Source organism: Paenibacillus sp. JSM ZJ436, from assembly GCF_044383795.1.
Lineage (GTDB): Bacteria > Bacillota > Bacilli > Paenibacillales > Paenibacillaceae > Paenibacillus_AQ > Paenibacillus_AQ algicola.
This window is the reverse complement of sequence record NZ_JBISEO010000016.1, coordinates 57,682-78,171: the sequence shown is the minus strand read 5'-3', so window position 1 is coordinate 78,171 and position 20,490 is coordinate 57,682. Positions and strand designations below refer to the sequence as shown.

Below are 20,490 nucleotides of genomic sequence, written 5' to 3'. Positions count from 1 at the left end.
TCGTTCGGTTCGCTCGCTTGCTGCTCTTGAACGACTTGTCCGCAGAGTGGCTGATTCGAATACAACGTTTAATGTCGTGTTTTTTCAGGCTGAGTTAATTACATATATTGGTTAATCAACAAGCCTGTTATAATATATCTTCTAATTGCATTAGATTGTGTGAGAAGTTTAACTGGCTAGGTGTTTCGGAACGATATTTAAATTTATATGAAGAAGTCACTATTTAATGATAGAAGATAGAGAGGGTTGAAGATGGCATTTTTCAGTATTATTATTCCCGTTTATAATGTTGAAGGATATCTAAGAGAGTGCATTGAGAGCATCTTGATACAAGACTTTAGCGATTTTGAAATAATCTTGGTTAATGATGGATCAACAGATGGATCAAAAGCAATTTGCATTGAATATGCTCAGTGCTATCCTGAAAGGGTTAGATTAATTGATAAAGAAAATGGTGGACTTTCAGATGCTAGAAATGCCGGTATGAAAAAAGCAACAGGAGAATATCTAATTTTCGTTGATAGCGACGATTATATCACAAATAGTTCATTGAAATTATTCTATAAGGAATTAACTATACGAAAAGAAGCCAAACTTGTAACAGATATTCTTATAACACGTTTTATTCAAGTCTATTATGATGGTTCAGTAAAATACATGGATGAAAATATATCTATGCAAGAAATCAACAACTGTTCTAAGAATGTTATTGTAGATTATATATTTAAACATTCGAGAAATACATGGCCTGCACAAAGGTACATAGTAAATAAAAGTTTTGTAGAAGAGTATGATCTGGAATTTAAAAAAGGATATCTTCACGAAGATGTAGATTGGACAATGAAATTGTTTTTGTATGCTGAGCAATTTTTTTGTGTTGAGCACTATTGGTATGCGCATAGAATTGATCGTTCTGGTTCTATTACTTCAAAGCCTAACGTTAAACGAGTATTAGATGTAATCGATATAGTTAAGGACAATATAAGTGACCAAAATTTCAACAGTCTTAACAGCAATTCGAAAGTCATTATGTTTAGAAGGCTTGTAAACTCGCTTTATTCTTCAATCAGCATGTATCACTTATTTGATGAAATCGATAAAAAGATAATAGTTGAAAATTTGGACTTAAATATTGCTATATTCAAATACACATCGCAGGTTAAACATAAAATGTTTTATATTGTTTCCAAGATTTTCGGGGTCAAATTGAGTATTGGTATAATTCGTCTTTTTAATTAGTTGATACTTTGTTATAAAATACAGTTACATATTCTTCTAACGCTGCAGGAGTTGTATGATGAAAACATTAAAAAACATTATAAATAAATTTCCACTGGGAATAAGATTATTTATAAGAGAACAATTAGGCTTGAAGAATCCTATAAAGCTAAATTTGCTTAAAGTTAATCTAAGAAATGAATTTTCGATTTTTGAAGAACAAAACGTTGGTTTAAAAATAAAGGATGGATCGGAAACATGGTATAAATCATTTAAGAAATTTATTAAAGCTCAACCGGAAGAAAGTGAAGTTGCGTTTGAATTTTTCAAAGATAGTATCAGTGTATTAAAATTATCAAATTTAGAAAAAGAAAATGTGAAAGTTATACTAGTATGTGTCGTGAAAAATGATCTGCTAAAGATAAAAAACTTAGTTAAACATCATAGAAGAATAGGAGTCAAGCATTTTGCAATATTAGACAACGGTTCTAGTGATGGGACAGTAGAATGGTTAAAAGATCAGAATGATGTAGATTTGTTTTTGGTACAAGACAAATACACTACTAATCGAAGAGAAGCATGGGTAAATAAAATTATTGCTTACTACGGATTTAAAAGATGGTATCTAATATTAGATTCGGATGAGCTTTTTGCTTTTCACAAAATGGAATCGAAAAATATAGAATATCTTATAAATTATTGCGAGAAACATTCTATTGATAGAATGAGAGCAGTAATGATAGATATGTATGGTAGTGATTCATTTTACTCTGAAAATCAAGAAGGTGACTATTTGGAAAAATGTAAGTACTTTGATTTAAATAGTTATAAACATGAAAATAGAGATATTATAGACTTGATTACAGGTGGACCTAGAAGTCGAATATTTAATCAGAGGCCGTGGTTGACCAAGTATCCCTTATGTTACTTTGTAGAAGGTGATATTCAAGGAAAGTCACACTACCTATTTCCTTATAAAAAGAATAAAAATACAAAATGCTATTCAGCAATTCTACACTACAAGTTTTTACCCAGTGACTTTAAAAAATATAGAAATATTGCAACCGAAGGCAATTATTTTAACGGTAGTATACAATATAAAGATTACATCAATCACTTGGATAATTCTAATGGATTATCATTTATGGATGAACGGTCTGTCGAATACTCTGATTCTGATTCTTTATATATGATCCCAATTCTAGATAAAATTAATTTTGATGAATAAGGAAAATATTATGCGAACTGTAAAGGATATAATATCTAATTTTAGCATTATCTATTTAGGTGTACTTATTATACCGTTTCAATATGCCTTAATTGATAAATTTTTCTTTCAAATTTTAATTTTAGGCATTTCATTCTTCGGATTGATACCGCTTATAAGAAACAAAATAACTTTGGCTATTACTTACTTTAATAACGGTTATATATTACTAATATTTTATGGTTTATTTAGTACATTTATTACAAGAGATCTCACTTCTACCTATACTATATTAATTGAGATTGTTCCATATTATTTATTTTGTTTTGTATTGTCATGGCATATACTAGATAACCCGTTTCAATCTTATGACAGAACAGTTAGAATTCTGAAATTATTCTTGGCTAGCACGTTAACACTTTCATTGTATACACTCGTAGGTGACTTAAATGGGTTTAACAAATATACCAGGGTAGGGATGGAGTTGTTTGGGAGTAAGCACACTATGTTTACTTATTATCTAATGATTAGTATTTCTATAGCAACCTGGTTATATTACAAACAGATCAATAAAAAAAACAGAATCATTTATGGATTTATTATTACATTTTTGTTTTTAATATGCATTACAACAGCGATCCGTAAGGCAATTTTTATTCCAATAATCTTTTGGTTTGCTTATGTATTCATAATTTCAATAAATAGAAGGAGATTAATTGGCGGTATTTTAAAGGTAATATTATCAATTGCTTTAATTTTAATTGGTTATTCGTTACTTATGTACAATGAATATTTCGCATCTACTGTAGGAAGACGCATGGAAGGGTTTATTGCTGGTGTACTAGGAACAGGAGAAAGTGATAATTCATTCAATATAAGAATGTTATTGATAAAAAGTGCAATAGAATCCTTTATGACGTACCCTATTTTTGGGTACGGATTTGGAGCATTCCGAGATTATGCTGATAATATGATTAATATTCGACTATACGCGCATAACAATTATTTGGAGTTGCTGGCATCTTCAGGTATCATCGGATTTATTATATACTATGGCATAGTTATATTAATTTTTAAAAAATTATATATTCGCTTTAAAAAACTAGGAAATGTAATGTTTGCCTTTGGGATTGCATTGATTATATCCTTGCTGGCTAATGATTTTGCTGTCGTCAGTTATTTAAGTCTACCTTACATGACTATACTATCTATCCTTGCTTGTCTCTGTAAAATAAGCATAGATAATAACACGGAGAACATAAGTGATGAGGTGCGCTTTAAGTGAAGCTTAAATTGTCTTCCCTATCAGAGAGTATTAAAAATGTAGGGAAAATATCTACTGGAACTGTTTTGGGGCAGATTATCTCTATTATTACTTTACCACTCTTCACAAGAATGTATGGCCCAGTTGTTATTGGTAACTGGGCGTTATTTATGTCAATAGCAATTATAGTAAGATCTATTTCGGATTTGGGTTTAACTAACGCAATTATGATGGAGGATAGCGAAGAAGCAGCTGAAAAGATATATAAAGTTGTAACTACAATTAGCTTAATACTGAGCATAATTATTGGATTAAGCGTATACACTGAAATGTTATCTTGGGATTTCGGCTTAAATTCATTATTTGCAGCTATTATGCTTACTTTACTTATTTTTACGACACAGCAGATTCAGATTTGTTATACATGGTTGAATAGAAGAAAGCAATACGATTTGTTAATGAAAAACCCGATAATTAATAATTTAGCGGTAACAATAATTGCATTAACTTTAGGGATACTAGGTTTTTATGAATATGGCTACTATCTAGCAATGGTAATGGGACAAATAATAACTTTGATGCATATGAGGAGATATTTACCGAAAGAAGATATTAGTATTAGATTTAATATATATCAAGAAGTTTTTAAAAGACATAATCGATTTATTATCTATCAAATGCCCTCTAATATACTATTGCAGTTGAAAGGTCAATTTCCAACATTACTAATCAATATTTTTTTTAATGCTACAATTCTAGGGTACTATACCATTGCAATGAGGGTTTTAGGTATGCCAATTACATTTCTAGCAAATTCATTAGGAAAGGTGTTTTTCCAGAAAGCATCCGAGATCAAAAGAAAAGGTGATCAAGTAGGAGAATTCACTTTGCGATGTTTAAAAAAATCCATGAAATTATCTCTCATACCTATAATATCGATGCTATGCGTTGGGGATATAGGAATGATCTTACTGTTTGGAGATGATTTTATTGTTTCCGCAAATTTGTTAAGAGTAATGACACTCTATGGCTTTTTCTTGTTTTTATCAATGTCCGTTAATGGTATAGCTATTGTTATAGATAAACAAAACTATCTTATGATTTCTGGTATTTTTCAGTTGGTTGGAATTTATCTTGGTATGTGGCTTGGGGTAGAGGTATTTAACAATATCTATATCAGTGTATTAAGCTTAGGTATCTGTTTTAGTATAGTTCAAGTTGTGTATTTTTGTTTTATCTTTAGAATAACTAATGTGAAAATACATAAGTATTTGAAGCCACTAACAATGCAATTTGTGTTAATACTCCTAGCATATGCATTGGGAAGAAGTATATTACTGTCATTAGGCATTATTGATACTTTATAACATGGGCTGGGCTTCAACATTTTTAAGTCAACATCTATGAATTACTACATTAGAACCGAATGTTGCCTGGTTACTGTAAAATATATTGGTACTCCAGTGGTTAGTAGGGTGTGTTGTTTGAAGACACATTAAATCAAAAAAATTAAGTGAGTATCAACAAAAAGTAAAAGGTAGGCGAAAATATGCACAATATAGCAGTAGCAGGAACAGGCTACGTCGGCTTGGTAGCAGGCGTATGCTTTGCCGAAGTAGGCCATCAAGTCACTTGCGTGGATATCGACGAACATAAAGTTGAGAAAATGAAACAAGGCATATCTCCGATCTTTGAAACCGGTCTGGAAGAATTAATGCAGAAAAACTATGCTGCGGGAAGAATTAACTATACTACCGACTATCAAACCGCATATAAGAATGCAGATGCCATCTTCATCGGTGTGGGTACTCCAGAGCAGCCTGATGGGTCCGCTAATTTATCCTATATAGCGACAGTCGCAAGACAAATTGCTGAATCAGTCGAACAAGATTGCTTGGTTGTGGTCAAATCGACGGTTCCGGTGGGAACTAATGATAAAGTGGAGCAGTTCATTCAAGATTTCTTGGTTAATGATCTGAATGTGGAAGTAGCCTCTAATCCTGAATTTTTATCTCAAGGATCCGCAGTTCGCGATACGTTATATGCAGATCGCATTATTATCGGAACGGAAAGTCAATGGGCTGAAAATCTGCTAACACAGATCTATGAACCCTTTCATATTCCGATCGTATCTGTTAATCGAAGATCAGCCGAGATGATTAAATACGCCTCTAATGATTTTCTTGCTTTGAAAATTTCATATATGAACGATATTGCAAATCTGTGTGAGTTAGTCGGAGCTGATATCCAAGATGTAGCCAAGGGAATGAGCTTTGACGAGCGGATCGGTAACAAGTTCCTTAATGCCGGTGTTGGATTTGGAGGTTCCTGTTTCCCTAAGGATACGAAGGCATTGGATTATATGGCTAAACAGCACGGATATGAACTTAAAACGGTAAAGGCTGCTATCGACGTAAATGCAGAACAGAAGACCTTGCTATACAAGAAGGCTAGCAAAAGACTCATTACATTTAATGGTCTCAAGGTAGCTGTACTCGGCCTAACATTTAAACCTGGAACCGATGATTTAAGAGAAGCCGCATCGCTGAAGAATATCCCTCTATTGCTGGAGCAGGGCGCAGATATCTACGCCTATGATCCTGTCGGGGCGGAAAATTTTAAAACCATATATCCTGAGGGGAAGATTGGAAAAGGAAGCATCACTTATGTCCACGAGGTTGAACAGGCATTAGATGATGCCAACGTCTGCTTTATCTTTACTGAATGGGCAGAGGTGAAAGCTGTATCTCCTGAGGCCTACAAGAAGCTAATGAGAACACCACTATTGTACGATGGTAGAAATATCTATCCTGTTGAAGCGATGCAGGCTGCAGGAATTGAGTATCATTCTATTGGGAGAAAGCCCGCATCCCGAACAGACGTAAGGGAGGCGAGAAAAATTGAACTTGAAAAGTCTTGATCCTCGCAAAACTTATCTCGTCACGGGATCAGTTGGTTTTATCGGGTATCATCTCAGTAAAACCTTATTACAGCAAGGATGCCGAGTTATAGGTATTGATAATATTAACGACTATTACGATGTTAACCTGAAACATCATCGACTGAATCAACTGGAGAAACATGAGGATTTTAGTTTCATCAAGGGGGATATCGCTGATAAAGAGCTGATCACGAAAACCTTTGAAGTGCATAAACCGCATATTGTTATCAATCTTGCTGCTCAAGCGGGTGTGAGATATTCTATCGAAAACCCAGATGTTTATATCCAAAGTAATATCATTGGCTTCTATAACATTTTAGAGGCTTGTAGACATTACCCGGTTGATCATTTGGTATATGCCTCATCGAGTTCTGTATATGGAGCAAATAAGAAAGTTCCTTTTGAAGAATCAGATTCTGTTGATCATCCGGTTTCTCTGTATGCTTCTACTAAGAAGTCGAATGAACTAATGGCTCATACCTACAGTCATCTGTATAATATTCCTGCAACAGGACTTCGATTCTTTACTGTATATGGTCCCATGGGAAGGCCTGACATGGCGTACTTCGGCTTTGTCAACAAATATTTTGCCGGAGAACCTATCCAGATTTTTAATAACGGTGACTTTGAGCAGGACCTTTATCGGGACTTTACTTATATAGATGATATCATTGAAGGAATTGATAGATTATTGAGTAACCCGCCTGATGGAGACATTCAGCACAAGGTATACAACATCGGCAACAATAATCCGGAGAAGTTAATGGTATTCATAGTCACGCTAGAGAAAGCGCTAAGTCATGCATTGGGCAGAGAAGTGCAGTTCGAAAAACAATTCAGGCCTATTCAGCCCGGTGATGTACCCGCTACTTATGCCTCAACGGATTTACTGCAAAAAGCGATAGATTTCAAGCCAAAGACTTCAATTGAAGAAGGGTTGCTAAAGTTTTCCAACTGGTATGTCGATTATTATAAGGTGAAGTGATTTTTCATAGACGTAGAGTCTGAATACAAAGATCTGAGAGGTACTGCGATGAATGAAGTGCAAATAAGAAAGCGTAGACGTAGAAAAAAGAAATCTAGAAAAGCCTTATGGATAACTCTCATTGTCCTTCTTGTTGTAGGTGGTGGTGGATGGGCTGCTGTCCATCATATTACCCATCGTGACGTTCAGGCGGAGGATATCGGAGTCGAGCAAGATTTCTTCGATTTCTCTGAATTTGATCTGGAGATGGATCCCGGGTTAGAAGCAGATCATCAGCCTGAAAGTGCTAAAGGGGGCGGACAAGGGGCCGTTAGTCCTGAGCAGGACGACGATCCAGCTACAGAAGAGGAATCACCGGCTAGCAGCGAAGCATCACCTCTGGAGGGAGGAAATTCATCTTCGCCAGTTAATGAGCAGCCTGACTCCAAAGATCAACCGGGTCAAACAGGACAGACCGAGAACACAATGCCTGAACCGGTATTAGACCCTAAGGAGAAGATCGAGAACAAGTATACAGCCGTTTTTAATAAACTTGAAGATATCGCACTGTCGAGACTCGACACGTTGGCAGCAAATGCTATTAAAGACTACAAGTCTGGGCGTTCCTTGGCAGATATCTCTTCTACGTATACGAGTGCGGCCAATAAGCTGCAGGATAAGGTGGACGGAGCCTTCTACAGTCAATTGAATCTCATGAAACAGGATTTACAGGCAAACGGTTTAGATATCAGCCTTGCAGCAACAGCGGAGAATAAGTACAAGGAGGCTATTTCCTCTAAAAAATCAGAATTAATGAATAAAGTGATACAAATCTCAGGCCCATAACTATTATATAGTCTATGATCACTAACGTGACTTGTTCTACAAGACAGAAGTAGAATTGCAGCTACACAATCAATCAACAAGTATTACTATATGAAATAAATGAGGAAAATTATGATGATTCAGCAGCAAGAGAATTTGACTCTTCTATTGGATGAATATATAGCTGAAGTGCTTCCTTCTAAGCTGTGGGGAAAGTCCAAGCAGCTGGAAAGAATGAGAATTCAGCGCTTTCTTGATTTTATGTTGAGCACTTGGTGTACGGTGATAGATCCCATTGTCATTGAACGCTGGATTGATTATATGAGTCGAAGGATCCTCCGCAAAGGGAACCTTCAGTACCGGCAACTAGAGGAGTACCGGGCGGCAGTTATGAAGTTTTATTTATGGACTCTGGAGCGAAAGAATGTAGAGCAGCACCCTGAATCAATATTATCGGAGACCCAGGTGTGGACTGAATCGAGAAAATTCATGGGGAATAGGGGCATTCGTCCACTGAGGGATAAAACGATTCTTATAATGATTCATACTATGGAAATAAAGGTTCCGCAGTTGATCTCTTTAAATATTGAAGATGTTAATCCTGCAGATCCCAATTTGCTTAGAGAATCTTCTGTGACCACTTTGTGGATAAAGGGGATTTCGTATGGCACTCGAAAAATGCCTCGAGAGCTTGCTTATGCGTTAGCGGACTACTTAGAACATGAGCGCCATCGAGATGTTACCATTCAAGCTACCGACTCGCCATTGTTTCTGAATTCGATTGAAATTCCTAATCGCAGCCCTACAGGCCGTCTATCATTAGGTAATGTGTATCGAATATGTAGAAAGCTGCGGTAAATGTCAAGCTGGAACCAGGTTTTATGAGCTATGGAGGGATCATAGTGGAATATACAGACTTACCTGAACGCATGGAAAATAAAGTGTTGAGATTATATTTTGTTCAATTTTTAAATTATTTAAATGAGGGCTCGATGTCTATTGAACGTGCTTTGTATCATTTGAAAGAACTGACTTGCAGGCAGTGGTATACGTTCGAGCTATTGGATGAGCAGATTCGCCAGTCTATTGATGAGTGGCTCATTCAGATATGGGATCCACATTCAGTAGAGAAAGCGGAAGTTATCACCTTTATTGTTGCTAATCTCGGTTTAACAGACACTTATGCTTTCCTGAAGCAGATATATAGTTCCATTTCTTCAGAAGAAGTTAAAATTATTGTAGGTGATACCATTAGGGAGTTGAAAGATAGTGCAGCAAACCCTTATATGGAGTTGAATCAGCATTTTGTAATGTAAACCTTAATGATGTTTTAATTTATTGTTTCAAAACAACACGCCACGGGTAAAAACTCCATGACAGCCTTTTCATTTTCGATTCCTGCCCGAATTGCCGCTGCGTTGACAACGCAAGTGACCCGGTGGTATAGTCGAAAATGTGGACAGGGTGCCACACTTTATTTGATGATGAAGGGAATGTTAGTGCATGCAAGGTAAAGTTAAATGGTTCAACGCTGAGAAGGGTTATGGCTTCATTGAGACAGAAGAAGGCGGCGACGTATTCGTACATTTCTCCGCAATCCAAACCGAAGGTTTCAAGACCCTCGAAGAAGGACAAGACGTGGAGTTTGAAATCGTTGAAGGCGCGCGTGGACCGCAAGCAGCTAACGTAATCAAATTATAATCATCCCGGCTTGGCCGACCTACATATAATGGTTCGATGGTTAACAATTAAAGATTCGTAGCGAGAAGACCCTGGAGGATCCGGGGTCTTTTTTATGGACTTATGGTGACTATGAAGGTGACAAAAAGCTTCTTTTTACATCCCCATAACAAAGTGCTATAATGAAGGAGCAAAGGAGGAGTGCCCTATGCAATTCAGTATTCGAGGACAACAAATTGAAGTGACCGACGCCTTGAAGGACTATGTTGACAAGAAGCTCAGCAGACTCGAAAAGTATTTCGATGCACCCCCCACCTCGGAAGGTTATGTCACGTTGAACGTGATCCGGGGATTGCACACCGTGGAGGTGACCATTCCCTTGCCGGGCGTAATGCTCCGTGCAGAGGACCGAAGCGACGATATGTATGCTTCCATTGACGCGGTTGTGGACAAGCTGGAACGTCAGATCCGCAAGCACAAGACCAAGCTGAACCGCAAGTTCCGCCAAGAGGGCAGTCTGAAGACGCTCTTCGTGGAGAATGGCTCGGCGGCCGGTGTGGTTGCGCTGGATCAGCCGGAAGAAACCGATGATGATGATCTGGAAGTGGTGCGTACCAAGCGGTTTACGATGAAGCCGATGGACGTGGAGGAAGCGATCTTGCAGATGAACATGATTGGCCATGATTTCTTTGTCTTTACTAATATTGATTCACAGCAAGTGAATGTCGTGTACAAGCGGGATGACGGTAAGTACGGCCTCATTGAGCGGGACTAGCGGTCAGCGCTTGCAGGAAGCGGGATTCTTATGATGAGATCCTCTGGCAGGTGTAACGCAGGACCGAATCTTGCGCTGAATGACCTTGATCTTACCTGAAAAGGCTCATTTTCGTGACGACCGGTTAAACCATCCAGGATGGTGCGCTGCTCGGTACAGGACAATGATGAAACATGCAACGTAAATGTAAGGGGAGCCCTGCCGCTGGATCGCGGCAGGGCTCTTTAATGTGAGCCCGGAAGTCTCTCTTTGTGTTGCGGCATCTCTTACAAACTGTTACAATTCATATAACGTTTATCCTGCGGAAGAGGGCTGGTCCCTGAATGGCAGGATTATCACTATTTATTGAGGATATTGAGCTTCAACTGATCGATTTCATCCAGACAGCCCTTTGATCGTGAGTATGAAATCGGTTTGATTATATTCGTTTTGCACGAAAGGGGTAAACCATGCTAGGACTTGTCAAGAAGATCTTCGGCGACACCAACGAGCGTGATGTCAAGCGTCTGATGAAAACAGTCGATGTGATTAATAATATGGAGCCTGAGTTTCAGGCACTCTCGGACGAGCAGCTGCAGGCCAAGACGGTAGAGTTTCGCGAGCGCCTGGAGAAGGGAGCTGCACTGGACGAGCTGCTGCCGGAAGCCTTTGCGACCGTGCGCGAAGCGTCCAGACGAACCCTGGGCAAACGCCATTATAATGTTCAGCTTCTCGGAGGCATGGCTCTTCACGAAGGCCGCATTGCCGAGATGAAGACGGGTGAGGGCAAGACGCTGGTCGGCACCCTTCCGGTCTATTTGAACGCGCTGAGTGGCAAAGGTGTTCACGTGGTTACCGTCAACGATTATCTGGCAACACGGGACAGCGAAGAGATGGCGCAGATTTACAACTACCTGGGCATGACGGTTGGAGTCAACTTGAGCGGGATGGAGCATACCCAGAAGCAGGAGGCGTATGCCTGCGACATTACGTACGGCACGAACAATGAGTTCGGCTTCGATTACCTGCGCGACAACATGGTCCTGTATAAGGAACAGATGGTCCAGCGTCCTCTTCATTTCTGCATCATTGATGAGGTGGACTCCATTCTCGTCGATGAAGCCCGGACGCCGCTCATCATCTCTGGACAGGCCCAGAAATCGACAGAGCTCTATTATGCCGCAGACCGTTTCGTTAAACGCCTGGAGGCAGAAGAGGACTTCACGGTCGATATCAAGGTCAAGGCTGTATCCCTCACCGAAAAAGGGGTCGCCAAGGCGGAGCGCGCCTTCGGCATTGATAACCTGTACGATCACAACCATGTGACGTTGAATCATCATATTGTACAAGCGCTGAAAGCTAACGTCATTATGCGCCGCGATGTAGATTATGTCGTGACAGAAGATGAAGTCGTGATCGTCGATGAGTTCACAGGCCGCCTGATGGCCGGCCGCCGCTACAGCGACGGGCTGCACCAGGCGATCGAGGCGAAGGAAGGCATCGAGGTCCAGAACGAAAGCATGACGCTCGCTACGATTACGTTCCAGAACTACTTCCGGATGTACCGCAAGCTGGCCGGCATGACCGGTACGGCGAAGACAGAGGAAGAGGAATTCAAGAAAATCTATGGCCTGGAAGTGCTGCAGGTGCCGACGAATCGTCCGAACCAGCGCGTGGACAAGCCGGATGTGGTCTACAAGAGTGTAGACGGCAAGTTCAAGGCGGTTGTGGAAGAGATTGTGGAGCGCCACAAGAACAATCAGCCGATCCTTGTCGGCACGGTATCCATCGAGAACTCCGAGCGCCTGTCAGACATGCTGAAGCGCAAAGGTGTCAAGCATAAGGTGCTGAACGCGAAATACCATGCGGAGGAAGCAGAGATTATCTCCCGTGCGGGACAGCCGGGAGCGGTGACGATTGCCACCAACATGGCGGGCCGCGGTACGGACATCCTGCTGGGTGAAGGCGTACAGGATATTGGCGGTCTGCACATTATCGGCACCGAGCGCCATGAATCCCGCCGGATTGATAATCAGCTTCGCGGTCGTGCCGGACGTCAAGGCGATCCCGGCTCCACCCAGTTCTACCTGTCGCTGGGCGACGAGCTTATGAAGCGCTTCGGTACGGATAACGTGCTGAATATGATGGAGCGTCTCGGTTTTGAGGAAGATCAGCCGATTGAGAGCCGCATGATTACCCGGGCGGTCGAGTCCGCGCAGAAGCGCGTTGAGGGCAATAACTTTGACCTGCGGAAGGTCGTTCTGCAGTATGATGATGTGATGAACCAGCAGCGCGAGATTATCTACAAGCAGCGCCGTGAAATTCTGGAGTCCGGAGACATTAAGCAGATCGTGCTGGACATGATCAAGCCGGTGATCGACCGGGTCGTTGAGGCACACTGTGCGGATGACATTCCAGAGAACTGGGAGCTGGAGGAGGTTGCGGAATACGTTAACAGCAAGCTGCTGGAAGAAGGCGCCGTAACCCGGGACGAGCTGTGGGGCAAGGAAATGAACGAGATTTCCGAATATCTCTTCGAGCGTGTGATGAAGAAATATGCCGAGCGTGAGGAATCCATCGGTACCGAGCTTGTCCGTGAGTTCGAGAAGGTCATCGTGCTGCGGGCAGTGGACAGCAAGTGGATGGACCATATTGATGCAATGGACCAGTTGCGTCAAGGTATTCATCTTCGCGCCTATGGCGGTACAGATCCGCTTCGCGAATACCAGTTCGAAGGTTTTGAAATGTTCAACACCATGATTGCTACGATCCAGGAAGAGGTTTCTACCTACATTATGAAGGCACAGATCCAGTCCAATCAGGAGCGTCAAGCGGTTGTGGAGGAGAGCCAGGTGTCCACGAACGGCGAGACTGCCCAGAAGCGTCCGGTACAAGTTAAGGACGAAGCAGGGCGGAATGAGCCTTGTCCATGCGGCAGCGGCAAGAAGTATAAGAACTGCCATGGGCTGAACGCATAATTGTATAAATATCGGGCTGCCGTGAGTGCAGTCCTTTTCCCGAACTCCCTTGAGTACGAGCTATGGAGCATCACTCTGACCGTTAGGTCCGGTGCTGTTCCTGCCCGCTGCTTGAGGGAGTTTATGTGCACCGTGATGTATAGCGTCTGAGGAACGTTTTTCCTGGCGGTCAGGGTATAATAGAGAGAAGTGCTAACCAAGAAAGGACGAGATATGATGATCGATCCAAGCATCAAGCAAGACCTTCGCGAAATCAGCAAGAAACTTACCAACCTTAGGGGGTCTCTTTGACTTAGATCTCAAGCAGGAATTGATTGAGAACTTTGAAGAGAAAATGGCCGCGCCCGATTTCTGGGACGATAATGAGAAGGCGCAGGGAATTATCGCGGAGATGAATGCGGTGAAATCCTCGGTCGATAAATACGAGAAGCTGCAGCAGGATTACGACGACATGGTCGTCATGATCGAGCTGGCTGACGAAGAGGGCGACGATGAGCTTGTCGGCGAGCTGGGGCAGTCCGTAGAGGAGCTTGTCAAGCGCCTGGAAGAGTTCGAGCTGCAGCTGCTGTTGAACCAGCCTTATGACAAAATGAACGCGATTCTGGAGCTGCATCCCGGCGCCGGCGGTACAGAGTCACAGGACTGGGGCCAGATGCTGCTTCGCATGTACACCCGCTGGGCGGAGAAGAGCGGCTTTAAGGTGGAGACGCTGGACTATCTGCCTGGGGATGAAGCGGGCATCAAGAGTGTGACGCTGCTGATCAAGGGCTTCAATGCTTACGGCTACTTGAAGGCGGAAAAAGGCGTGCACCGTCTCGTCCGAATCTCGCCGTTCGACTCCTCGGGCCGTCGCCATACATCCTTTGTCTCCTGTGACGTGGTTCCGGAGATTACGGACGATGTGGAAGTGGAGATTCGCACCGAGGATCTCAAGATTGATACGTACCGCGCGAGCGGCGCTGGTGGACAGCATATTAACACGACAGACTCGGCCGTAAGGATTACGCACCTTCCGACGGGTGTAGTCGTCACCTGTCAGAACGAGCGCTCCCAGATCAAGAACCGCGAGCGGGCGATGACGATGCTTCGCTCCAAGCTGTATGAGCGCAAGATTGAAGAGCAGCAGCAGCATCTGGCTGAGATCCGCGGCGAGCAGTCGGATATTGCGTGGGGCAGCCAGATCCGTTCTTATGTCTTCCATCCGTACAGCATGGTTAAGGATCATCGCACCCAGGTAGAGACGGGCAATGTAGGCGCGGTCATGGACGGCGATCTGAATCTGTTTATTGACGGGTATCTACGCAGTCAGATCAAGCAGGACGTGAAGTAAAGGAGCGAACAATCTCTGATGTCATCTTCTCACCGCCGCCGCCGGCGAGAGCCGTGGATTCCGGTGAACGGACCGGTTCGCCGGGCGGCGGACCTGATTTTTATGACGGCAGGGTCATTGATGATGGCCCTGTCGTTCAATTTGTTTTTCCTGCCGAACGGCATTGCATCGGGTGGGGTAGCAGGGCTGTCTATCCTGGCGCAGGAATGGCTGGGGATACAGCCGGCGTATACGCAGTGGGGCATGAATATTCCGCTGTTCCTGCTCGGCTTTTTGCTGCTGGGTCGGGAGTATGGCCTGCGTTCCCTGCTGGGCAGCATCATTCTGCCTCTGTTCGTCTACCTGACGCAGGACTGGGCGGCGCCTACGGGAAATCCGCTGCTGGCAGCGATCTACGGCGGGATCGGGGTCGGAATCGGCCTGGGACTCGTCTATCGGGGCCGGGGCTCCACCGGCGGACTGACAATTCTTGCTCAGCTCGTGCAGAAGTATACGGGGCTTAGCTTCTCCTTCAGTGTCGTGCTGCTGGACGGCATCGTCATTCTATCCGCGGCCTGGGTGCTGTCTCTGGAGCAGGCGCTGTATGCCCTGATCGGACTTTATGTGACCGGAAAGGTCATCGACACGGTGGAGATGGGCTTTAACTTCACCAAAGTGGCTTATATCATCTCCGACCACACCGACTCCATCACACGAGCCATTCTGGAGGATCTGGACCGCGGCTTGACCAAGCTGACCGCCGAGGGCGGATATACAGGAGAGCATCGCACGGTGCTGATGGTCGTTGTAGGACAGAATGAAATTCCAAGGCTGAAGACCGTCGTTCAAGCGGTTGATCCGCAAGCGTTTGTCATTATCAGCAACGCGCATGAGGTGCTGGGCGAAGGATTCAAGATGAAGTAAATTTCGGGAATGCATAGAGGCTGGCGCCAAGGCCCAGCCCGGCATTTCACCGCTTTCTCCCTGCCTGCGGACGTGGTGCCGCTGGGCGAGGGGGAAAGCTTTTTTAGCATTCCATAAGTATAAGCGCTTACATAACTTCATCTTCAAAAGGAGATAGGGTGCGGAAGAGGCGGAATATTTTTGTAGATTCCCCTATTCATTTCTGCAAGCACTGTCGATATATAAAGTTAATACACATTTAAGTTTACAAAAGAGAAAGAGGGAGTCAGTCAAGATGGATGTCATAGAGCAAATGAAGCTAAAGGATACATCTAGTAAGAACAGAATGATGGTGATTGCCATGGGGATCACACTGATTGCGGTAACCTCCTTGTACCTGCTGTCTGGAGGCAGACGCTTGGCCGTTGTCTATGGTGTTGCACTAGCTTGCATCGTGCTGTCTTATTTGATATGCAGTTATGCGCTGAAGAAACCGTACGCCTTTCCGCTCACCGCTATTATTCTGGCGTACATCTTCACGGCAATCGGAAACTGGATGGATGGCTCCTCAATCGCCGTCATTCTGATCATTTATTTCTTATTGGTATTCTCGGCGATGCAGCTTCGGCTGAAATGGTTTCTGACCGGATTTATAGCGGGCTTGATCAATATGGTTATGAATTCTGTCTTATCGTCAGAGGAAGGCATCGTGCAGCTGTACACCTTCGCGATCTTGTTGTATCTCCTGATGGGCATGATGATGATCGTCATCATTCGTATCTCGGACGGCCAGTTCAAGCAAATATCAGAGCTGCTTGCCCGTACGTCTGAAGAGGCGGCAGCGCGTTCAAGGGAGAAGAGTGAGCTGGAGAATGCCGTAACGAAGATTACGGTGAGCATTCAGGGAATGAATGAGCGGATTCAGCAGCACAAGACAGCCCAGCGCGAGATGGCGTCTGCGGTCGATGAAATGTCCCGGGGCGGCCAGAGTCAGTCGCAGCAAATTTCCGATATTGCCCAGCACGCGGCTGAAACGAAGCAGGGAATGCAGAGTCTATGGGATACCTCGATTCAGCTGAAAAGCGAGTCGGCTGAGATTAATGAAGAAGCGAAGGAAGGCCGAAGCAAAATGGACCAGCTGGCCTCAGACCTGAGCCGCCTGAACCTTAACATCCAAGAGATGAACACCTCGTTTGAGGATGTGGCGAATGTACTGGATGAAACGAATGAATTAACCGACTCCATCCGTAACATTACCCAGCAGACCCAGCTGCTGGCCTTGAACGCTTCTATCGAGGCCGCGAGAGCAGGGGATGCAGGAAGCGGCTTCGCTGTGGTGGCGGGAGAAATCCGCAAGCTGTCAGAGCTGACCTCCCGGACGACGGAGCAAATTACCGTCAACCTGATGAGGCTCAATCAAGGCAGTGCTAATACGATGGAGCGAATGAACGACAGCGGCCGGAATATTGCCCGGAATCTGGAGGCCTCTCAGGAGGTGTCTGCCTATCTCGATAAAGCGTCCCGGACGCTGGCTCATCTGGACGAGAATCTGGTTCATTTCACCGAGTTATCCCGGCAAGTGATGGGGCAGTCGGCCGAGATTGAATCTGCGACCGGAGAGCTGGCCTCCATTATTGAAGAGACCTCAGCCAGCCTGGAGCAGATGAGTGCCTCGATCGAGACGCTCACCCAGGACAGCGAGACGATCGCAGAAGGCATGAGCCAGGCCGCACAGCAGGCTCAAGAAATGATCAAGTAAGCATCGCCGAAGCAGCGTGGAGGGAGGCCCTCTGCGCTGCTTTTTTTATGGAGTCCAAGGTGAGGCAGAAATTCTGCTGCCGGGAGAGCGAATTTTAGAGAACCTCTTTAATCTCAGGGCGAATAGGGTCTATAATGGAACATAATGGCTGGGGGATTCATTCACGAATGCGAGGCAGAGATGTACGCAGGTGGAGCATCATGCCAGCAACTTCCCGGTTGTATTAATATGAATACAGTCGTATAATAATACATATTTATGAGACGGATAAAGTATAGGCACCTTCGTGTCAGCAAGCCGCTGTACGATACAGGTGTCAACGGGAGAGGATGAATTCAAGATGGCAGAGCAGCATATCAGAGTCGCAATTGTCGGTTCAACCGGATACGGGGGCGTGGAGCTGATCCGGCTTCTTCAGCACCATCCGAACGTGGAGATCACCTCGGTGATCTCCTCGTCCAGTTCCGGGGTGCCGATCTCGGACGGCTTTCCGCATTTGACGAATATAATCAAGCGCAACCTGGACGGTGTAGACCCGGCAGAGATTGCAGAGAGGGCGGACCTGGTGTTTACAGCTACGCCGTCAGGGGTCAGCGCAAAGCTGGTGCCTCAGCTGCTGGAGGCGGGCCTTAAGGTGGTCGACCTGTCCGGCGACTTCCGGCTCAAAGACGGCGCAGCATACGAAAAGTGGTATAAGCATGACGCTCCCGATGCTGACGTGCTTGCATCAGCGGTCTACGGTCTTTGCGAAATTTATGGCGAGCAGGTGCGGGAGGTGGATTTCATCTCAAACCCCGGCTGCTACCCTACCGCCACGCTGCTGGGCCTGATCCCGGCGCTGAAGGCAGGCTGGATTGATCACTCCGGCATCATTATTGATGCCAAGTCGGGAGTGTCGGGTGCGGGCCGCGGCACGAGCCTGACGACCCATTATGCGGAAATCAACGAGAACTTCAAGGCGTATAAGGTGAATAAGCATCAGCATATTCCGGAGATCGAGCAGGTACTCTCCCAGGAATCCGGACAGGAGGTAACGGTGACGTTCACCACCCATCTGGTCCCGATGACGAGGGGCATCATGAGCACGATGTACGCACCGCTGCTGGGTCATTACTCGGAAGAGGATTTTATACAGCTGTACCGGGAGTACTACAAGGACCGCCCGTTCGTCCGTGTTCGCAGTCAGGGCATTTGGCCTTCGACGAAGGAAGTGAGCGGCTCCAATTTTTGCGATATCGGCTTTGCAGTGGATGAAAGAACCGGAAGAGTCACAGTCATATCGGTAATTGATAATGTGGTGAAGGGCGCGGCAGGCCAGGCGATCCAGAACCTGAATCTGATGATGGGATGGGAGGAAAGCCTCGGTCTTGCGTTTACACCGGTGTATCCGTAAGGCAGAGGCGCGCATATGGGAGAGAAGCTGTACACGGTAGTTGAGGACGGAAGCATAGTTACGCCACAAGGGTTTCGGGCTGGCGGCCTGCATTGCGGATTGAAAAAAACCGAGCGCAACGATCTGGGGCTGGTGCTCTGCGATGTGCCGGCCGTATCGGCGGCAGTGTATACGACGAATGCCTTTCAGGCGGCACCGCTGAAGGTAACGCGGGAAAGCCTTGTGAATGGAAGTCTGCGCGCAGTAATTGTAAACAGCGGGAATGCCAACGCCTGCACAGGCAAGCAGGGGGAAGAGGATGCATACCGCATGCGCGCTTTGACGGCAGCCCGGTTTGATCTGGCGGAGGAGGATGTCGCTGTAGCCTCGACCGGAGTCATCGGAGAGCTGCTCAAAATGGATCGTGTCGAGAGCGGCATCGCAGCCCTGCCGGAACAGATCCATCCTGCGGCCGAGGGCGCAGAGGCGTTCAGCCAGGCGATTCTGACAACGGATCTGGTCAAAAAAGAAGCCTGCGTCGCTGTTCAGGTCGGCGGAAAGACCGTAACGATTGCCGGTGCCGCGAAGGGATCGGGTATGATTCATCCCAACATGGCCACCATGCTGGGCTTCATGACGACCGATGCCACAATTTCGCCCGATGCGCTGCAGCAGCTGCTGCGAAGCACCACGGATCTGACCTTTAATATGATTACCGTCGATGGAGATACAAGCACGAACGACATGCTGGTTGCCATGGCGAGCGGCCTTGCGGACAACGACACGTTGACGCCGGAGCACCCGGATTGGGAAGCTTTCGCGGCGGGCTTCGGCTACGTCTGTCAGGTGCTGGCGAAAGCCATCGCCCGAGACGGTGAAGGAGCAAACCGCCTGATCGAGGTGCGTGTTGCCGGCGCGGAATGCGACAGCGACGCCCAGGCCATTGCGAAGACGATCATCGGCTCCAGTCTGGTGAAATCCGCCATGTTCGGCGCCGATGCCAACTGGGGACGCATTATTGCGGCAGTCGGCCGGGCCGGACGTCCGGTCAATCCGGAGACGGTGGACATTGCCATCGGCCCGATTGCCGTGCTGGAGCAGTCCAGGCCGCTTCCTTTTGACGAAGAGGCCGCCCTTGCTTATTTGCAGGGCGATACCATTCACATTGATGTCCATCTGCATACCGGCAGTGGCTCAGCCGTCGCCTGGGGCTGCGATTTGACTTATGATTATGTACGAATTAACGCGGCTTACCGCACCTAATCCACCATAAACATCAGAATTTATGACCATTCACCTGCATCACAGGCAAGGGA

General features: G+C 45.1%; 17 protein-coding genes. All 17 read left to right on the top strand.

Annotation, left to right across the window (positions count from 1 at the left end):
* Positions 1–252: 252 nt before the first annotated feature.
* The 17 genes from ACH6EH_RS16830 (at position 253) to argJ (ending at position 20,437) form a co-directional block, all read left to right on the top strand.
* Positions 253–1,239 carry a glycosyltransferase family 2 protein gene (locus ACH6EH_RS16830; protein ID WP_397333185.1) on the top strand — a complete coding sequence of 329 codons (987 nt, stop codon included), beginning with the start codon at positions 253–255 and terminating at the stop codon, positions 1,237–1,239.
* A 55-nt stretch (positions 1,240–1,294) separates the two neighbouring features.
* Entirely contained in the window at positions 1,295–2,446 is a 1,152-nt protein-coding gene (locus tag ACH6EH_RS16825; protein WP_397333184.1) for a glycosyltransferase family 2 protein, read from the top strand.
* A 484-nt stretch (positions 2,447–2,930) separates the two neighbouring features.
* A complete protein-coding gene (locus tag ACH6EH_RS16820; protein WP_397333183.1) occupies positions 2,931–3,710 on the top strand; it encodes an O-antigen ligase family protein in 780 nt (259 codons plus the stop codon).
* Positions 3,707–5,056: an oligosaccharide flippase family protein gene (locus ACH6EH_RS16815; protein WP_397333182.1), complete on the top strand. Its 1,350-nt coding sequence runs from the start codon at positions 3,707–3,709 to the stop codon at positions 5,054–5,056. The genes ACH6EH_RS16820 and ACH6EH_RS16815 overlap by 4 nt, the downstream gene beginning before the upstream one ends.
* A 182-nt stretch (positions 5,057–5,238) precedes the next feature.
* Positions 5,239–6,609 carry a UDP-glucose dehydrogenase family protein gene (locus ACH6EH_RS16810; protein ID WP_397333181.1) on the top strand — a complete coding sequence of 457 codons (1,371 nt, stop codon included), beginning with the start codon at positions 5,239–5,241 and terminating at the stop codon, positions 6,607–6,609.
* Positions 6,590–7,615, top strand: a complete 1,026-nt coding sequence (locus tag ACH6EH_RS16805; RefSeq protein WP_397333180.1) for a GDP-mannose 4,6-dehydratase — start codon at positions 6,590–6,592, stop codon at positions 7,613–7,615. Before ACH6EH_RS16810 ends, ACH6EH_RS16805 begins: the two co-directional genes overlap by 20 nt.
* A 48-nt stretch (positions 7,616–7,663) precedes the next feature.
* Positions 7,664–8,440: a hypothetical protein gene (locus ACH6EH_RS16800; protein WP_397333179.1), complete on the top strand. Its 777-nt coding sequence runs from the start codon at positions 7,664–7,666 to the stop codon at positions 8,438–8,440.
* 111 nt (positions 8,441–8,551) lie between these two features.
* A complete protein-coding gene (locus ACH6EH_RS16795) occupies positions 8,552–9,277 on the top strand; it encodes a hypothetical protein (RefSeq protein ID WP_397333178.1) in 726 nt (241 codons plus the stop codon).
* Between the two features lie 44 nt (positions 9,278–9,321).
* Positions 9,322–9,735 (top strand): hypothetical protein, encoded by a 414-nt coding sequence (locus tag ACH6EH_RS16790; RefSeq protein WP_397333177.1) that lies wholly within the window; start codon positions 9,322–9,324, stop codon positions 9,733–9,735.
* A gap of 187 nt (positions 9,736–9,922) precedes the next feature.
* The gene (locus tag ACH6EH_RS16785) at positions 9,923–10,120 is read left to right on the top strand and encodes a cold shock domain-containing protein (protein WP_138227249.1); all 198 of its coding nucleotides are present in this window, start codon (positions 9,923–9,925) and stop codon (positions 10,118–10,120) included.
* A gap of 187 nt (positions 10,121–10,307) precedes the next feature.
* Complete coding sequence (hpf, locus tag ACH6EH_RS16780; protein WP_397333176.1) at positions 10,308–10,874, top strand: ribosome hibernation-promoting factor, HPF/YfiA family; 567 nt, start codon at positions 10,308–10,310, stop codon at positions 10,872–10,874.
* Positions 10,875–11,323: 449 nt separating this feature from the next.
* A complete protein-coding gene (gene secA / locus ACH6EH_RS16775) occupies positions 11,324–13,831 on the top strand; it encodes a preprotein translocase subunit SecA (protein ID WP_397333175.1) in 2,508 nt (835 codons plus the stop codon).
* Positions 13,832–14,047: 216 nt separating this feature from the next.
* Positions 14,048–15,161, top strand: a protein-coding gene (gene prfB, locus ACH6EH_RS16770) for a peptide chain release factor 2 (protein ID WP_233281264.1) whose coding sequence is annotated in 2 segments (ribosomal slippage) — positions 14,048–14,119 and positions 14,121–15,161 — 1,113 coding nt in all. Because the reading frame shifts where the segments join, the coding sequence is not laid out codon by codon here.
* 18 nt (positions 15,162–15,179) lie between these two features.
* A complete protein-coding gene (locus ACH6EH_RS16765) occupies positions 15,180–16,064 on the top strand; it encodes a YitT family protein (RefSeq protein ID WP_138227245.1) in 885 nt (294 codons plus the stop codon).
* A gap of 274 nt (positions 16,065–16,338) precedes the next feature.
* Positions 16,339–17,802, top strand: coding sequence for a methyl-accepting chemotaxis protein (locus tag ACH6EH_RS16760; protein WP_138227244.1), 1,464 nt, complete (start codon positions 16,339–16,341; stop codon positions 17,800–17,802).
* Positions 17,803–18,142: 340 nt separating this feature from the next.
* Positions 18,143–19,195 (top strand): N-acetyl-gamma-glutamyl-phosphate reductase, encoded by a 1,053-nt coding sequence (gene argC, locus ACH6EH_RS16755; protein WP_397333174.1) that lies wholly within the window; start codon positions 18,143–18,145, stop codon positions 19,193–19,195.
* A gap of 15 nt (positions 19,196–19,210) precedes the next feature.
* Positions 19,211–20,437, top strand: a complete 1,227-nt coding sequence (gene argJ / locus ACH6EH_RS16750) for a bifunctional glutamate N-acetyltransferase/amino-acid acetyltransferase ArgJ (protein WP_138227242.1) — start codon at positions 19,211–19,213, stop codon at positions 20,435–20,437.
* Positions 20,438–20,490 lie beyond the last annotated feature (53 nt).

What these genes read in the sequence shown, in the direction of transcription:
- ACH6EH_RS16800 (WP_397333179.1), top strand. Translation starts at nt 7,664, where the DNA reads ATGAATGAAGTGCAAATAAGAAAGCGTAGACGTAGAAAAAAGAAATCT.
- ACH6EH_RS16830 (WP_397333185.1), top strand. Translation starts at nt 253, where the DNA reads ATGGCATTTTTCAGTATTATTATTCCCGTTTATAATGTTGAAGGATAT.
- argJ (WP_138227242.1), top strand. Translation starts at nt 19,211, where the DNA reads ATGGGAGAGAAGCTGTACACGGTAGTTGAGGACGGAAGCATAGTTACG.
- secA (WP_397333175.1), top strand. Translation starts at nt 11,324, where the DNA reads ATGCTAGGACTTGTCAAGAAGATCTTCGGCGACACCAACGAGCGTGAT.
- ACH6EH_RS16765 (WP_138227245.1), top strand. Translation starts at nt 15,180, where the DNA reads ATGTCATCTTCTCACCGCCGCCGCCGGCGAGAGCCGTGGATTCCGGTG.
- ACH6EH_RS16825 (WP_397333184.1), top strand. Translation starts at nt 1,295, where the DNA reads ATGATGAAAACATTAAAAAACATTATAAATAAATTTCCACTGGGAATA.
- ACH6EH_RS16820 (WP_397333183.1), top strand. Translation starts at nt 2,931, where the DNA reads ATGTTTACTTATTATCTAATGATTAGTATTTCTATAGCAACCTGGTTA.
- ACH6EH_RS16795 (WP_397333178.1), top strand. Translation starts at nt 8,552, where the DNA reads ATGATGATTCAGCAGCAAGAGAATTTGACTCTTCTATTGGATGAATAT.
- ACH6EH_RS16760 (WP_138227244.1), top strand. Translation starts at nt 16,339, where the DNA reads ATGGATGTCATAGAGCAAATGAAGCTAAAGGATACATCTAGTAAGAAC.
- ACH6EH_RS16810 (WP_397333181.1), top strand. Translation starts at nt 5,239, where the DNA reads ATGCACAATATAGCAGTAGCAGGAACAGGCTACGTCGGCTTGGTAGCA.
- ACH6EH_RS16785 (WP_138227249.1), top strand. Translation starts at nt 9,923, where the DNA reads ATGCAAGGTAAAGTTAAATGGTTCAACGCTGAGAAGGGTTATGGCTTC.
- argC (WP_397333174.1), top strand. Translation starts at nt 18,143, where the DNA reads ATGGCAGAGCAGCATATCAGAGTCGCAATTGTCGGTTCAACCGGATAC.
- hpf (WP_397333176.1), top strand. Translation starts at nt 10,308, where the DNA reads ATGCAATTCAGTATTCGAGGACAACAAATTGAAGTGACCGACGCCTTG.